Origin of the sequence: Niallia sp. HCP3S3_B10 (genome assembly GCF_052064465.1) — a bacterium.
Taxonomy (GTDB): Bacteria; Bacillota; Bacilli; order Bacillales; family Cytobacillaceae; genus Niallia; species Niallia hominis.
The window spans coordinates 1-16,445 of the sequence record NZ_JBQHVO010000043.1 but is presented as its reverse complement, the minus strand read 5'-3'; the positions used below and the strand labels follow the sequence as shown (position 1 = coordinate 16,445).

At 33.9% G+C, this 16,445-nt stretch carries 13 protein-coding genes; 8 read left to right on the top strand and 5 right to left on the bottom strand.

Annotated features, from left to right (window positions below; all coding sequences use genetic code 11):
- Positions 1-198 precede the first annotated feature (198 nt).
- From mnmE to rpmH, 5 genes are all read right to left on the bottom strand, one after another.
- Positions 199-1,584 carry a tRNA uridine-5-carboxymethylaminomethyl(34) synthesis GTPase MnmE gene (gene mnmE / locus ACTNDN_RS17080; protein ID WP_441131615.1) on the bottom strand — a complete coding sequence of 462 codons (1,386 nt, stop codon included), beginning with the start codon at positions 1,582-1,584 and terminating at the stop codon, positions 199-201.
- Positions 1,585-2,069: 485 nt separating this feature from the next.
- Positions 2,070-2,696, bottom strand: coding sequence for an RNA-binding cell elongation regulator Jag/EloR (jag, locus tag ACTNDN_RS17075; protein ID WP_109768481.1), 627 nt, complete (start codon positions 2,694-2,696; stop codon positions 2,070-2,072).
- Positions 2,693-3,427 (bottom strand): YidC family membrane integrase SpoIIIJ, encoded by a 735-nt coding sequence (spoIIIJ, locus tag ACTNDN_RS17070; protein ID WP_396953903.1) that lies wholly within the window; start codon positions 3,425-3,427, stop codon positions 2,693-2,695. The genes jag and spoIIIJ overlap by 4 nt, the downstream gene beginning before the upstream one ends.
- 141 nt (positions 3,428-3,568) lie before the next feature.
- Complete coding sequence (rnpA, locus tag ACTNDN_RS17065; RefSeq protein ID WP_048718118.1) at positions 3,569-3,916, bottom strand: ribonuclease P protein component; 348 nt, start codon at positions 3,914-3,916, stop codon at positions 3,569-3,571.
- Positions 3,917-4,290: 374 nt separating this feature from the next.
- On the bottom strand, positions 4,291-4,425 hold the full coding sequence (rpmH, locus tag ACTNDN_RS17060) for a 50S ribosomal protein L34 (protein ID WP_016201470.1): 135 nt from the start codon (positions 4,423-4,425) through the stop codon (positions 4,291-4,293).
- Positions 4,426-5,534: 1,109 nt separating this feature from the next.
- Here rpmH and dnaA point away from each other — a divergent pair.
- The 8 genes from dnaA to ACTNDN_RS17020 all read left to right on the top strand — a co-directional run bounded on the left by dnaA (position 5,535) and on the right by ACTNDN_RS17020 (position 15,999).
- Positions 5,535-6,875, top strand: a complete 1,341-nt coding sequence (dnaA, locus tag ACTNDN_RS17055) for a chromosomal replication initiator protein DnaA (RefSeq protein WP_031535617.1) — start codon at positions 5,535-5,537, stop codon at positions 6,873-6,875.
- Positions 6,876-7,073: 198 nt separating this feature from the next.
- Positions 7,074-8,207, top strand: coding sequence for a DNA polymerase III subunit beta (dnaN, locus tag ACTNDN_RS17050; protein WP_031535619.1), 1,134 nt, complete (start codon positions 7,074-7,076; stop codon positions 8,205-8,207).
- A 216-nt stretch (positions 8,208-8,423) separates the two neighbouring features.
- Positions 8,424-8,636 carry a S4 domain-containing protein YaaA gene (yaaA, locus tag ACTNDN_RS17045; RefSeq protein WP_031535621.1) on the top strand — a complete coding sequence of 71 codons (213 nt, stop codon included), beginning with the start codon at positions 8,424-8,426 and terminating at the stop codon, positions 8,634-8,636.
- A 16-nt stretch (positions 8,637-8,652) separates the two neighbouring features.
- A complete protein-coding gene (gene recF / locus ACTNDN_RS17040; RefSeq protein ID WP_031535623.1) occupies positions 8,653-9,771 on the top strand; it encodes a DNA replication/repair protein RecF in 1,119 nt (372 codons plus the stop codon).
- A 15-nt stretch (positions 9,772-9,786) separates the two neighbouring features.
- A complete protein-coding gene (gene remB, locus ACTNDN_RS17035; protein ID WP_031535625.1) occupies positions 9,787-10,032 on the top strand; it encodes an extracellular matrix regulator RemB in 246 nt (81 codons plus the stop codon).
- Positions 10,033-10,091: 59 nt separating this feature from the next.
- Positions 10,092-12,023 carry a DNA topoisomerase (ATP-hydrolyzing) subunit B gene (gene gyrB, locus ACTNDN_RS17030; protein ID WP_031535627.1) on the top strand — a complete coding sequence of 644 codons (1,932 nt, stop codon included), beginning with the start codon at positions 10,092-10,094 and terminating at the stop codon, positions 12,021-12,023.
- A 171-nt stretch (positions 12,024-12,194) separates the two neighbouring features.
- A complete protein-coding gene (gyrA, locus tag ACTNDN_RS17025; protein WP_109768480.1) occupies positions 12,195-14,708 on the top strand; it encodes a DNA gyrase subunit A in 2,514 nt (837 codons plus the stop codon).
- Positions 14,709-14,922: 214 nt separating this feature from the next.
- Positions 14,923-15,999, top strand: a complete 1,077-nt coding sequence (locus ACTNDN_RS17020) for an HD-GYP domain-containing protein (RefSeq protein ID WP_031535632.1) — start codon at positions 14,923-14,925, stop codon at positions 15,997-15,999.
- The last annotated feature ends 446 nt before the right edge of the window (positions 16,000-16,445 follow it).

Here is a 16,445-nt window from a genome sequence, read left to right as displayed (position 1 = left end):
TACTTTTATTGATGGCTAAATTAGCTGGTATTCTATTTCTCAAGACTCTGCTTCATTTCCATAGAGGCCACTGAAAAACTGCCATTTAATCATAATGTCGGTGGCCAACTTTTAAATTTAGGTATTTCTTTTTTCAAATACATAAATCCGTATTTAATTTGGAGAAACTTACTTTTTCAGTGTTCTCATTAAAATCACTTATTTCCCTAAACAGAACTGAGAAAACAACTGATTGATTAAACTTTCGTGCACACTCTCACCAATAATTTCACCAAGTATCTCCCAGGTTCTTGTTAAATCAATTTGTACAATATCTATAGGTGTGCCATTTTCTGCTCCTTCAATTGCATCGCTTATCGCCCGCATCGCTTGGCTTAATAAGGAAATATGTCTTGAATTAGAAACATAAGTCATATCACTTGCTTCAATAGAGCCTGCAAAAAATAGACTAGATATCGCTTCCTCTAATAAGTCGACTCCGTTTTCTTCTACTAAAGATGTTGTGATAACTTTGCGATTTCCCGCAAGTTCTCTTACTTTCTCCAAATCAATTTTTTGAGGTAAATCTGTTTTATTGACGATTACTATATAATCCATGCCTTCTGTAGCCTTGAAGATATTCTTATCCTCTTCGGTTAATTCATCTGCATAATTTAGGACAAGTAAAATTAAATCCGCTTCTCTTAACACTTTTCGTGACTTTTCGACGCCAATTCGTTCTACGATATCTTCTGTTTCCCGAATTCCTGCTGTATCTAGCAAACGAAGTGGAACTCCGCGTACATTCACATATTCTTCAATTACATCTCTCGTTGTACCTGGAATGTCTGTTACGATTGCTTTATTTTCTTGTACTAAACTGTTCAATAAAGAGGATTTTCCAACATTCGGTCTGCCAACAATAACGGTTGCCAGTCCTTCGCGGAGAATCTTACCTTGTTGAGAGGTCTGTAATAGCTTTTCAATCTCTGTTTTGATATACGCCGATTTTTCAATCATGACTTTTTGTGTCATTTCTTCTACATCATCGTATTCTGGATAATCAATATTAACCTCTACTTGTGCTAATGTTTCTAAGATTTCTTGGCGCAAATGTCTAATTAATTTTGATAACCTTCCTTCCATTTGACCAAGCGCAACATTCATCGCACGATCTGTTTTAGCTCTTATTAAATCCATTACCGCTTCTGCTTGAGAAAGATCGATTCGTCCATTTAAAAAAGCCCTTTTGGTAAATTCCCCAGGTTCTGCAATTCTAGCACCATAAGAAGTTGTCAATTGCAATAATCGATTTACAGAAGCTAATCCGCCATGACAGTTAATTTCAATAACATCCTCTTTGGTAAAAGTTTTCGGTCCTCTCATCAACGATACCATTACTTCTTCCACAACCTCGTCTGTTGCTGGATCTATAATATGCCCATAATTGATTGTATGACTTGCTACCTCCATTAACTTTTTATTACCTATACTTTTGAAGAGCTTGTCTGCAATTTTAATTGAATCTGGACCACTCATTCGAACAATTGCGATCGCTCCCTCACCCATTGGAGTCGATATCGCAGCAATTGTATCCAATTCCATCTTTTTCACCTCAATTCAAAAAAAAATATCTATATAAAATGATTGTATTCACCTTTGACATGATTACATTAGATTAGATTAACATATCCACAAATGTAAAAAAAGAAAAAAATCCGCACACTTATCCACATTCTCTTTTATCGTTATATACCATTCTATCTTATCCACATGTGAATAACAATAAAACGAAAAATAAAATTACAAAACCGAAGGACTTCACTTTTTTTGTGTTATTTCCATTATCCTGTTCTTCAGCAATCTACCTAACAGCTAAAATGAGAAACAAAGAGCATGCTTTTTTTCTTATTCATTTTTATTTAAACAGAATATTATTCGAACATAATATTTCGCTAGAATATATGCATTAGGAGGCTTAAAATTTTTTGAAAAAATATTACATTGCCATGCAGAGGCAGACAAGATGAGGAGATTTTTATACAAAAAAAAGATCGTTTCCCATTTGGAAAGACGATCTTTTTTTAAAACTATTTTTTTCCCCTTATTGGCGCAACAATAATATGTCGCTTCGCATCCTCTCCTGAGGAATACGTTTTTACACCTTTAAAGGAAACCAGCGCAGCATGAATCGTTTTTCTTTCATCTGCAGGCATCGGTTCAAGCGGGATTTCTTTTCCAATCTTCACCGCTTTATAGGCTATTCTTTCGGCTAAATGAATTAAAGCTTGTTTTCTACGTTCTCGATAACCTTCCGCATCTAATATCACTTTAAAATATCCTGTAGATTCTCTATTAATTACCAATTGTGCTAAATATTGAATAGAATTAAGAGTTTGTCCTCTTTTTCCTATCAGCAAAGCAATTTTTTCACCAGATAATTCATATAGAATATTTTTTCCATTTTGCTTCACTCGAATTTCAATAGGAACGCCCATTTTTTCACTAACATCTTTTAAAAAATTTTTTACGGATTCAACTGGATCTACCTTTTTCTTTACTATTACTTTCGCAGATCTAGAACCAAAACCGAGAAATCCTTTTCTTCCTTCATCAACAACAATGACTTCAACCTGATTCTTTGTTGTCTTAAGCTGAGCTAAAGCTGACTCCACTGCTGCGTCGACTGTTTGTCCTACGGCAGTAATTTCTTTCACTTCTTCGCTCCTCCTGCTTTGCTAGTTTGACCAGCATTTTTAATTTCAGGACCTTTAATAAAATACGTTTGTATAATGGTAAAGATATTACCTACTACCCAGTAAAGTGATAATGCAGCAGGGAAATTAATAGCAAATACTAAAATCATAACTGGCATTATCCAAACCATCATTTGCATTTGTGGATTTGGCGGTGCTCCAGCCATCGATAATTTTGTTTGGAAAAATGTCGTTACACCAGCTAAGATTGGCAATAAGTAAATTGGATCTGGCTGCCCTAGACTGAACCATAAGAAATCATGAGAAGCAATTTCTCTTGTACGAGAAATAGCATGATAAAACCCAATCAGTATCGGCATTTGTACTATTAGAGGGAAGCATCCTGACAATGGGTTTACTTTATTTTCTTGGAAAAGCTTCATCGTTTCTTCTTGGAGCTTTTGTTGTGTCTTTTGATCTTTAGAGCTATATTTTTGTTGCAGTTCTTTCATCTGCGGCTGAATTGCTTGCATTGCTTTACTATTTTTCGTTTGTTTAATCATAAGCGGCAATATAACTAGTCTAACTAATATAGTTACGATAATAATGGAAATACCATAACTACCTCCAGCAAAGGCTGCTGTCTTTATTATCAGTTGAGATAGTGGATATACGATGAACTCATTCCAGATTCCATCACTTTCAGAAGTTATCGGTTGATTAAACTCTGTACATCCTGTTAAAATGGTCATTAAAAAAAGCAGACCAACTATCAATAAAAATTTCTTATTCAAGCTGCAAATCCTCCTGTTTAACATGATTTTCAAATCTAACTTATTAAGTATTGTAACCGATAAACGAATCATAGGAAACGCTTAACTGCGATTTTCCTCTTAATTCTTTTTGGATAGAACCCTTGCTATTTTTAAAATATGGATAAGACTCTTTTTTACTTCTTCAAAACCCATATCAGCAACAGGCTTTCTTACAATTATGACATAATCATACTTATTTTCCAACTTATCTTCAAATTCAAGGAACGCTTGTCTAATATAGCGTTTTATCTGATTTCGCTTAACTGCGTTTCCAATCTTTTTGCTGACAGAAAGGCCGATTCGGAAATGCTCTTGATCCACTTTTTCCAATTTATAAATAACAAACTGCCGATTAGCAAAGGATTGTCCTTTTTTAAAAACCGACTGAAATTCTTTATTTTTTTTTATTCTGAATTCTTTTCTCAACGTTTATAACTCCTTCAATTCCTTCAAGTTAACATTCTTCTCTTTGTAAAAGAGGCTTTTTCGTAAAGTTTGTTGCCAGTGACCAGCAGCCTTCCTATCACCGGTTATCATAGGGGTAGACTTTAGCACCTCGGTAAAACCAATTTTAGGTCTCCCTGCTCCCCCTAGCGTCTTCGTAACTCAACTGCTAGTTATTTTAATAAATTTTTCCCAATTGAAAAATACCAATTTTAAAAAAACAGCCTTGAAAGAAAATTAGACAGGCATAATAACGTAAGTAAATGAGTATATTGTAAAAAAAGGAAGGGCTGTCCTTCTATTAAAAGCATTCCCTTCCCTTTTAATTGAAAAAAGACCACTGACGTTTCAGTGGCCTAAGCTGATAATACTTTTCTTCCTTTGCGTCGACGGCGAGCTAAGACATTACGTCCATTTGAGCTGCTCATGCGGCTACGGAATCCGTGAACTTTACTTCTTTTACGTTTATTTGGTTGATAAGTTCTTTTCATTGTATATGACACCTCCCTGAGGAATAGCTGTTATAGACAGTCCTTACAATTATATAAACATAGATAATTAATTGTCAACTATTCATTTTTATTTTCATTATTTATAGATCACGTTAACTTCAGTGATCTTTCCCTTTCTATTTCTAAGGTCATTAAAATAGTATACCACATAATTTTCTATTCTACTTCATATCCTTCCCAACTATTCTATTTTCCAACGAATATTTTTTATCATTTAGGTTATTCTACAAAAATTCTTCTTTCAATTTTTATGTAAAAAAAACGATATAAAAATTCAAAATGAAAAACTAGCTCTTCGCTCTGATTATATTTTCAAACAAACCAAGTTATTATTATGTCGTTTTTCCTATCTTTTCGACGATTGTGGATAATTTTCGACGGGATTATTTTTTCCACAATCGTTATTTACAACTTTTCAACAAACTAATACCTTGTGGACATTTATTACTAACAACCTAGTTATCTTGTGGATAAGATATTAAAAAGCATTGCAGTTCTTATGAATTTTTGATATTATAGTTTTGTTTTCACATCTGAATAAAATCTGTGCATAACTATATTATCCACAATCTGTGGATAAACTGTGGACATCTTATTCTATGTGTCTGAACAGAGTTGTCCACAATCCGTGGATACTGTCGAAATACCACTAATCTTCCTTATAATATATTTTTCCACATATGAAAAGGACAAGCTCCTTGTAATCTTGTATATTGGCATGCACAAGGGTGCACTATTTTGTCTAAAATCTTTTTTTATGATTCCTATTTTGTAGGAATTGGACAATTTGGATAAAGAAATATGGTCTTTTGTAAAAAATTATTTAAGTTGGTTAGCCATCGAACAAATAAAATCCTATAAGCGATTATTGCATCGATTGGTCTATTTTTTTGTTTTTTTAGAAGTTTTATCTTAAGGCTTTAAGGCTCTTTTTTTGTTTTTTGATCTTTTTTGAAGTAATCACGAAGTTTTTTAAACAAATTCGACATGAAAATATGTCTTTTTCTGCATGTTTAAGATAGATCTGCTCGTTAGTAGAATAATAAGGCTAATAACGTTTAACTTTAGGTAAAGGAGGCGAGGATAACTTGAACAATATAACAGATCTTTGGAATAATGCATTGAATACGATTGAAACAAAGATCAGCAAACCCAGTTTTGATACATGGCTTAAACCAACAAAAGCCCACTCTTTGCAGGGAGATTTACTAGTTGTTACAGCACCTAATGAGTTTGCACGAGATTGGTTAGAAGAAAGATATTCTCAGCTTATTGCTGAAATACTATATGAAATTACCGGTGAAGAACTTCTGGTAAAATTTATTATTCCTCAGAATCAAAAAGAAGAGGAGTTTGATCAGCAAATTTCTGTAAAGCATAAGAAAAAGGAAGAGGAAGTTACTGAGCAAACAATCTTAAATTCAAAGTATACTTTTGATACTTTTGTAATTGGATCTGGCAATCGTTTTGCTCACGCTGCTTCCCTTGCTGTTGCCGAAGCGCCTGCAAAAGCCTACAATCCTCTATTTATTTATGGAGGAGTTGGACTTGGAAAAACGCACTTAATGCATGCAATCGGTCATTATGTTTTAGATCATAATCCATCTGCTAAAGTTGTATATTTATCTTCTGAAAAATTCACAAATGAATTTATTAATAGTATCCGTGACAACAAAGGTGCCGAATTTCGTGATAAATATCGAAATGTAGATGTACTTTTAATAGATGATATTCAATTTCTTGCTGGAAAAGAATCAACACAAGAAGAATTTTTCCATACTTTTAACACATTACATGAGGAAAGCAAACAAATTATCATCTCTAGTGACCGCCCTCCAAAAGAGATTCCAACACTAGAGGATCGCTTACGCTCGCGCTTTGAATGGGGTCTTATCACAGATATTACACCACCAGACTTAGAGACACGGATTGCTATTTTGAGAAAAAAAGCTAAAGCCGACGGACTAGATATTCCAAATGAAGTGATGCTTTATATTGCTAATCAAATTGATACTAATATTCGTGAGTTAGAAGGTGCACTTATTCGCGTTGTTGCTTATTCTTCTTTAATTAATAAAGATATTAATGCTGATTTAGCAGCTGAAGCATTAAAGGATATTGTTCCAAGCTCTAAACCTCGAGTAATAACCATTCATGATATTCAAAAGATAGTTGGAGAGCAGTTTAATATTAAATTAGAGGACTTTAAAGCAAAAAAACGCACAAAATCCATTGCATTTCCAAGACAAATCGCTATGTATCTATCAAGAGAATTAACCGATTTCTCCTTACCAAAAATCGGTGAAGAGTTTGGCGGTCGAGATCATACTACTGTTATTCATGCCCATGAAAAGATATCAAAAATGCTTTTAACTGATTCACTTCTTCAAAAGCAATTAAAAGAAATAAATGAACTCTTAAAAGTTTAGATAGGATAGTGTGTATAACTTACCTTACTTTAGACACAGTCTATCAACATGTGGATAGACTGTGTTTCCTTGCTTGAACCTAGTTATCCACATACTAACAGGACCTACTACTTTTACTACTATTTTTTAAAACAATATATTATTAAAAAAAGCAGTTAGAACTGCATTTAAAAATTATTTAAATCGGAGGATTAATTAATGAAATTCATCATCCAAAAAGAGAATCTTGTTCAAAGTGTGCAAGATGTTATGAAAGCAATCACTAGTAGAACAACCATTCCTATTCTTACTGGTATCAAAATTGTCGCAAGTGAAGAAGGAGTAACATTAACTGGAAGTGACTCCGATATTTCGATTGAATCTTTCATTCCTAAAGAAGAAGATGAACAAGAAATTGTGGAGATCCAACAAGCCGGTTCCATCGTATTGCAAGCAAAGTTCTTTAGTGAGATTGTAAAAAAGCTTCCTACCAACCAAGTTGAAATTGTCGTTGATAATTTGCAAACTACTATCCGTTCAGGAAAATCAGAATTTAATCTAAATGGGCTCGATTCAGAAGAATATCCGCATTTACCTCAAATCGCGGAACAAAATTCGATAAAAGTCCCAACAGATTTATTAAAAAATATTATTAAACAAACTGTTTTTGCAGTGTCCACCTCAGAAACACGACCAGTGTTGACAGGAGTAAACTGGAAAATTGAAAATAACGACCTGATCTGTATTGCAACAGATAGTCATCGCCTTGCTTTAAGAAAGGCAAAAATAGAAACAGAAACAGAGCAAACTTTTAATATTGTTATTCCAGGAAAAAGTTTAAATGAGCTCAATCGTATTTTGGATGACCATGATGAACCAGTTGAAATTCTAGTAACAGAAAATCAAATATTATTTAAAACAAAGCATATTCTTTTCTTCTCTCGTTTGTTAGAAGGAAATTACCCTGATACAAATCGATTGATTCCAACCGAAAGTAAAACAGATATCATTGTAAACTCTAAGGAATTTCTTCAATCAATTGATCGTGCTTCTTTGTTAGCGCGTGAAGGTCGAAATAATGTCGTTAAATTTTCGACAATGGGTGAAAATGTAATAGAAATTTCTTCTTTTACACCTGAGATAGGGAAAGTTATTGAAGAATTAGTAAGTGAATCTGTTAGCGGGGAAGAGTTAAAGATATCATTCAGTGCGAAATTTATGATGGATGCATTAAAAGTTCTTGAAGGATCTGAAGTTAAAATTAGTTTTACTGGAGCGATGAGACCGTTTGTTATTCATCCAACAAATGATGACTCCACTTTACAGCTTATATTACCGGTTAGAACTTATTAAAAGTATTGGGTGTTCTTTTTAATGAACACCCAATTTCCTTTATATTTAGCAGATGTATGAATATGCACTAGAGGGAATAAGTGTTATTTAAACTGTTTTCCCCCCACTATTTAGAATATTACCTATCTATTTATAGAAATATTACACTTTTCTTTGTGTATCAATTAATTATTTAGTAGAATAGATAGATACGACTAAAGTTGAGAGAGTGAAAAAATGGATAATCAAATTAAGATTGATACGGATTACATTACATTGGGTCAATTTTTAAAAGTAGCAGAGTTAATACAATCAGGTGGAATGGCAAAATGGTTCCTAGGGGAATATGAGGTATTTGTTAATGGGGAACAGGATCAGCGCAGAGGCAGAAAGTTAAGAAGTGGTGATGAAATTAATATTCCTTCATTTGGCAAGTACACTGTTTTATAAAAAAGGGTGAACCCAAATGTATATTGATGAGTTGCTTTTAAGAAATTACCGGAATTATGAGGAACTGGATATTTCTTTCGAGAATAAGGTAAATGTAATACTAGGAGAAAATGCACAAGGGAAAACCAATGTGATGGAATCTATCTATGTTCTAGCAATGGCAAAATCTCATCGGACCTCAAATGATAAAGAACTTATTTATTGGGACAAAGAGTATGCTAAAATAGAAGGTAGATTAGTCAAAGCACATGGGAAAGTACCCATGCAGTTAGTTGTGGCCAAAAAAGGGAAAAAAGCAAAATTTAATCATATAGAGCAGCGGAAATTGAGTCAATATATTGGCAATATGAACGTAGTTATGTTCGCACCTGAAGATTTAAACTTAGTAAAAGGCAGCCCACAAATTAGAAGAAGATTTATTGATATGGAAATAGGGCAAATATCACCAATATATTTGCATGATATGGGACAATATCAAAAAATTTTACACCAGCGAAATACCTACTTAAAACAACTACAAACAAATAAACAAACCGATCATACAATGCTTGAGATTTTAACAGAGCAATTTATAGATATGGCAGTTAAAGTGGTAGCGAAGCGTTTTGAATTCCTGCACTTACTGGAAAAGTGGGCAGTTCCGATTCATAAGGGTATATCTCGGGGGCTAGAAACACTGGAAATTCGCTATAAACCGTCTGTTGATGTATCAGAAGATCAGGATTTGTCGAAAATGAAGAGTGTATACGAAGAAAAATTCCAAAGTCTAAAAAAAAGAGAAATTGATCGAGGGATATCTTTATTTGGACCTCATCGTGATGATATGCTGTTTTATGTGAATAATAGAGATGTGCAAACTTTTGGTTCACAAGGACAGCAAAGAACAACTGCGTTATCCATTAAAATGGCAGAGATTGAACTAATTTATTCAGAAATACGAGAATATCCCATTCTACTTTTAGATGATGTGCTTTCTGAATTAGATGATTATCGTCAATCTCATTTGTTAAATACCATTCAAGGAAAGGTTCAGACCTTTGTTACAACAACCAGTGTTGATGGTATAGACCATCATACTTTAAAAGAAGCAGCAACTTTTCAGGTTGAATCAGGAACGATTAAAAAGATTCAATAGCTTTGAGGTGAAAAAGTGTACGTTCATATTGGAGAAAATATTCTTGTGCGAACTTCAGAAATTATTACTATACTAGATAAACAAACGGTAGAGTCATCTCCTATTTCAAAAGAATTTTTAGATAGACAAAAAGCAATGACTAATGGGAAAGGTTCATCTTATAAATCTATTGTAATTACGAAGAATACTATCTATTTTTCACCGATTGCTTCTAATACGTTAAAAAAGCGAACAGTCCAGTTAACTGTTCAAGAGTACTAATGGATGCAAAAAAATAATGTTAAAATTTTTCGATGTTAATGGAAAGTTAGGTGATCAATATGTCAACGGAACAAAATCCAGTTGAACAACAATCTTATGATGAAAGTCAGATACAGGTTTTAGAGGGCCTAGAGGCTGTTAGAAAAAGACCAGGAATGTATATTGGGTCAACAAGTAGTCGAGGTCTGCACCATTTAGTTTGGGAAATTGTCGACAACAGTATCGATGAGGCATTAGCTGGTTTTTGTAATGAGATTAATGTCATCATTGAAAAGGATAATAGTATTACTGTTAAAGATAATGGGCGCGGAATTCCTGTTGGTATTCAGGAGAAAATGGGAAGACCTGCTGTAGAAGTAATCATGACTGTTCTTCATGCCGGAGGAAAATTTGGCGGTGGAGGCTATAAAGTTTCTGGAGGACTTCATGGTGTTGGTGCTTCTGTTGTAAATGCTCTTTCAACTGAATTAGAGGTTTTTGTTCATCGTGATGGAAATGTCTATTACCAAAAATATCAAAAGGGTGTTCCTGTTGCTGATTTAAAAATTATCGGTGAAACAGACCGTACTGGTACAACTACTCGTTTTAAGCCAGATGGTGATATTTTTAAAGAAACGTTAGAGTATGATTTTGAAATATTGGCCAACCGTATCAGAGAACTTGCTTTCTTAAATCGCGATATTCGGATTACCATTGAAGATGCGCGTGAAGGAATGGAAAAAAGGAAAGAATACCATTATGAGGGTGGTATAAAATCTTATGTAGAGCATTTAAATCGAAATAAAGAGGTGCTTTTCGAGGAACCAATTTATATTGAAGGAGAAAAAGACGGTATAAACATTGAAATCTCTTTCCAATATAATGATGGATATACAGGAAATATTTTTTCATTTGCTAACAATATTAATACACATGAAGGTGGAACGCATGAGTCTGGTTTCAAAACAGCACTTACTCGTGTGATTAATGATTATGCAAGAAAAAACAGCCTATTAAAGGAATCGGATGTAAATCTTTCTGGAGAGGATGTTAGGGAAGGAATCGTTGCAATTGTTTCCGTTAAGCATCCAGACCCACAATTTGAAGGACAAACAAAAACGAAATTAGGAAATTCAGAAGTCCGTGCCATTACAGATACTGTATTTTCAGAACATCTGGAGAAATTCCTTTTAGAAAATCCCACAGTAGCTCGCAAAATTGTCGATAAAGGTCAAATGGCTTTACGAGCAAGAATAGCAGCAAAGAAGGCAAGAGAATTAACACGTCGAAAAAGTGCACTGGAAGTTTCGAGTTTACCTGGTAAATTGGCAGATTGCTCCTCAAGAGATCCCAAAATTAGCGAACTATTCATTGTAGAGGGTGACTCTGCAGGTGGTTCCGCAAAATCAGGGAGAGATCGTCATTTCCAAGCGATACTTCCTTTAAGAGGGAAAATCCTTAACGTAGAAAAGGCGAGATTAGATCGGATTTTGTCCAATAATGAAGTTCGTTCCATGATTACTGCAATTGGTACTGGAATTGGTGATGATTATGATATATCGAAAGCAAGATATCATAAAATTGTCATTATGACAGATGCCGATGTCGATGGAGCACATATTCGAACACTATTGTTAACCTTCTTCTATCGTTATATGAGAAAAATAGTTGAAGCTGGCTACATCTATATTGCACAGCCACCTTTATATAGTATTAAACAAGGGAAAAAGCTTGAATATGCCTATAGTGATCCGCAATTGCAACAAGTTTTAAGCAACTTGCCAGCTAATCCTAAGCCGAATATTCAACGTTATAAAGGATTAGGGGAAATGAATGCAGAGCAATTATGGGATACAACAATGGATCCTGAGAAAAGGGTACTTTTACAGGTAAGCTTAGATGATGTGATTGAAGCAGATGAAACATTCGAAATGCTTATGGGTGATAAAGTAGAGCCACGGAGAAACTTTATCGAAGAAAATGCAACTTATGTTAAAAATCTAGATGTTTAAAAGATAGGGAAAGAAATTTGGTGCTGATTTAATTGGCACCTTGTGTATTTCTTTAGACGTTAGTTATTCCTATTAATTATGAGGAATTCGATTAGACTTGACTTTTTCTCTTACGTCTATTCGTTAAGATGAGGCAGAAAATCTAATGTTTTCTTAAGGAGGTTCCTTTCCATGGCTGATATGCCAAATTCTCAAATTAAAGATAGAAATATAAGTAAAGAAATGCGTGATTCCTTTTTAGATTATGCGATGAGTGTTATTGTTTCTCGTGCACTTCCAGATGTACGAGATGGCTTAAAGCCCGTGCATCGACGTATTTTATATGCAATGCATGATCTTGGAATGCACTCAGATAAACCGTTCAAGAAATCTGCACGTATTGTTGGAGAAGTAATCGGGAAGTATCATCCACATGGTGATAGTGCTGTTTATGAAACAATGGTGCGTATGGCACAAGATTTCAACTATCGTTATATGCTCGTTGATGGACATGGAAACTTTGGTTCCGTAGATGGTGATTCAGCTGCGGCAATGCGTTATACAGAAGCTAGAATGTCTAAAATAGCGATGGAGTTATTGCGAGATATTAATAAAGACACAATTGATTATAAGCCAAACTTTGATGGAGAAGAGAAAGAACCAGTAGTATTACCTTCTCGTTTCCCCAATTTACTTGTAAATGGTACGAGTGGGATAGCTGTTGGAATGGCTACCAATATTCCTCCACATCAATTGGGAGAAATTATTGACGGTGTTCTTGAAGTTAGTAAAAATCCAGATATCACTATTCCTGAATTAATGGAAATCATACCAGGACCAGACTTCCCTACATATGGGATGATTGTTGGTAGAAGTGGAATTAGAAAAGCGTATGAAACTGGTAGAGGCTCTATTATTTTACGTGCTAGAGTAGAAATTGAAGTGAAGCCTAGTGGTAAGGAAGTTATTATTGTGAAAGAAATTCCTTATCAAGTCAATAAAGCGAGACTAGTAGAACGCATTGCAGAACTAGTACGTGATAAGAAAATTGACGGCATCACGGATTTACGAGACGAATCTGACCGAACTGGAATGCGTATTGTTATTGAAGTTCGAAAAGACGCAAATGCAAATGTATTATTAAATAACCTATACAAGCATACAGCTATGCAGACAAGCTTTGGTATCAATTTACTTGCACTAGTAGATGGACAACCAAAGGTACTTAACTTAAAACAATGTCTAGCTTATTATCTAGATCATCAAAAGGTAATTATACGTAGAAGAACAGAATTTGAATTAAGAAAAGCAGAAGCAAGAGCGCATATCTTAGAAGGTTTGCGGATTGCGCTTGATCATTTAGATGAAGTGATTAGCTTGATTCGTAGTTCTCGTACAACAGATATTGCTCGTGAAGGATTAATGACGAATTTTAATCTTTCTGAAAAACAAGCACAAGCAATTCTAGATATGCGTCTACAAAGATTAACTGGCTTGGAAAGAGAGAAAATCGAGGACGAATATCGAGAATTAGTGAAGTTAATTGCTGAATTAAAAGCAATTCTAGCAGATGAAGAAAAAATCTTAGAAATTATCCGCGAAGAGCTTTTAGAAGTAAAAGAGCGCTTTAACGATAATCGTCGTACAGAAATTGTTGCTGGCGGAATTGAAACAATAGAAGATGAAGATCTAATTCCGGAAGAAAATATTATCATTACGTTAACTCACAATGGTTATATTAAGAGACTACCAGCTTCTACTTACCGAGCGCAAAGACGTGGTGGACGCGGAATTCAGGGAATGGGAACAAATGAGGATGACTTTGTTGAACAGCTAAGCTCCACATCGACCCATGATACTATCCTATTCTTTACGAATAAAGGGAAAGTATACCGTTTGAAAGGGTATGAAATTCCAGAATTCAGCCGTACAGCCAAAGGTATCCCAATTATTAACCTTTTAGGTGTGGAAAAAGACGAGTGGGTAAATGCGATTATTCCTGTTTCCGAATTTGTAGATGATTGGTACCTATTCTTTACCACAAAAGAAGGAATCTCTAAACGTTCTCCATTATCTTCGTTTGCTAATATAAGAAATAATGGTCTAATCGCTGTTAATTTAAGAGAGGGCGATGAGTTAATCTCTGTACGCTTAACAGATGGATCAAAGGAAATGATTATTGGAACGAAAAATGGTTTGCTTATTCGATTCCCAGAAACAGATGTACGTTCCATGGGTAGAACGGCAACAGGGGTAAAAGGTATTACTTTATCATCTGATGATGAAGTGGTAGGAATGGAAGTACTTGAAGAAAATTCCGAAATTCTAGTTGTAACTAAATATGGATACGGAAAAAGAACGCCAATCAATGAATATAGAGTTCAAGGTAGAGGCGGAAAAGGGATCAAAACATGTAATATCACCGATAAGAATGGAACCCTTGTTTCAATGAAAGTAGTGAACGGGGAAGAAGATTTAATGATTATCACAACAGGTGGCGTTTTAATCAGAATGGCTGTAAGTGATATCTCAACTATGGGCAGAAGCACACAAGGTGTTCGATTGATTAAATTAAATGAAAATGAGAATGAATTTGTTGCTACTGTTGCTATTGTAGAAAAAGAAGATGAAATAGAGGAAGCGGATGAACTTTCTGAAGAAACGCAACAAGAGTCTTTAGAAAATGATGCGGATTCAAACGAGTAATATACTTTGAATGTCTTAGGGGAAACCTTAAGGCATTTTTTTATGTTCTTTAGAGGTAAAAAAATATTTTAAGATTTACGTAAAACATCGTGCATTGCTATAAAAAAATCATTTATAAATCATTTTAGGTGTATAGTCTTATTTGAATGGGGTTGTATTTCAAAAAAAATACATTAAAATAGTAAAAAAGTCCGTTATTATAAGGTGGTTTCAAATGATTATAAATGTGGAAGAGTTAAATCCAGGAAGTATTTTAGCAGAAGATATATATGTACGAACAAATAGACCAATAATTACTGCGAGAACGGTATTAGCGGGTGAACACATAAAGATATTAAAAGCTTTCTTAGTAAAGGAAGTTGCCATCGAAAATACGCAAATAGATGGTACGATTATGATCGAATCTACGCCATCTATTCACAATCAAACTAGAGAAGAAGAGAAAAATGATTTTTTGTCTCTATTTTTGCAGACGGTTCAATTATATAAAAAGGAATTTATTTCTTGGCAATCTGGATTACCAGTGAATATAGCAAATGTTAGAACGATCCTTTTACCATTATTAGAAGAACTAGAAACTGTTTCAAAAGAAATTTTTTCTCTTTATCACTTATCAAACAAAAAGGAATATTTGTATCAGCACTCTATTGCAGTTTCCGTTATTAGTGCACTTATAGCGCAAAAAATGAACTATAGCTATAGAGATATGATTCAAGTTGCTCTAGCAGGTTGTTTAAGCGATGCTGGAATGGCTAAGATTAATCAACGATTATTAAATAAGATAGAACCTTTAACAGAAGAAGAATTTAATGAAGTGAAAAAACATACAAGATATAGTTTAGAAATGATTCCTGAACATACTTTATTAAAAAATGAAACGCGCCTTGCAATTTATCAGCATCATGAAAGAATTGATGGAAGCGGATATCCAATGGGGAATGCAGATAATAAGATACATGCCTTTGCCAAGATTATAGCTGTAGCTGATACATTTCATGCAATGACATCGGAGAGATTATATCGGAAGAAGCAATCTCCTTTTCGTGTAATGGAACAAATGCATCAAGATCATTTTGGAAAATTTGATTTAACTATATTACAATCACTAAGCAATGCTATTACTCAATTTACTACAGGAAGCAAAATTAGATTATCCAATGGAGAAAAAGCAGAAATTTTATTTATAAGTAGCACTCCGACAAGACCGCTTGTTAAAACATTACAAAATGATTTGATTCTTGATTTAGAAAAAAATAGACATCTATTCATAGAAGAGATTTTAGAGTATTGATAAAAAGATTAGAAAACAGAGAATTAGTCACCTTGCAATTTATAGAGAAAATAGATATTCCCTTAAGAAAGGGATGTCTATTAATGTAGGTAAATGATACGATAGAACAAATGGACAAAGTGAAAAAGAATCTATTAGAAAGAAATACGTAATCTTTTTGAAAAACTTTTTAAAAAACTATTGCATACATGTATAAACGTTGCTATAATAATACAAGTCAGCAAGAGAACATTGAAAAAACTTTTAAAAAACATATTGACTAAATAAGTGAAAATGTGTTATTGTTTGAAAGTTGTCTCTTGTGAGATTGCTCTTTGAAAACTGAACAAACAAACGTCAACAATAATCGTTTTACAACGAATGTTATAGAATGACAACAAGTAATAAAAAGCTAGAGTTTAGCAATGAGCTAATCAACTCTTTATTGGAGAGTTTGATCCTGGCTC

Coding starts and splice junctions, on each gene's coding strand:
- ACTNDN_RS17020 (WP_031535632.1), top strand. CDS start 14,923: ATGATTATAAATGTGGAAGAGTTAAATCCAGGAAGTATTTTAGCAGAA.
- yaaA (WP_031535621.1), top strand. CDS start 8,424: ATGGATAATCAAATTAAGATTGATACGGATTACATTACATTGGGTCAA.
- rpmH (WP_016201470.1), bottom strand. CDS start 4,425: ATGAAAAGAACTTATCAACCAAATAAACGTAAAAGAAGTAAAGTTCAC.
- spoIIIJ (WP_396953903.1), bottom strand. CDS start 3,427: ATGACCATTTTAACAGGATGTACAGAGTTTAATCAACCGATAACTTCT.
- dnaN (WP_031535619.1), top strand. CDS start 7,074: ATGAAATTCATCATCCAAAAAGAGAATCTTGTTCAAAGTGTGCAAGAT.
- gyrA (WP_109768480.1), top strand. CDS start 12,195: ATGGCTGATATGCCAAATTCTCAAATTAAAGATAGAAATATAAGTAAA.
- mnmE (WP_441131615.1), bottom strand. CDS start 1,584: ATGGAATTGGATACAATTGCTGCGATATCGACTCCAATGGGTGAGGGA.
- gyrB (WP_031535627.1), top strand. CDS start 10,092: ATGTCAACGGAACAAAATCCAGTTGAACAACAATCTTATGATGAAAGT.
- recF (WP_031535623.1), top strand. CDS start 8,653: ATGTATATTGATGAGTTGCTTTTAAGAAATTACCGGAATTATGAGGAA.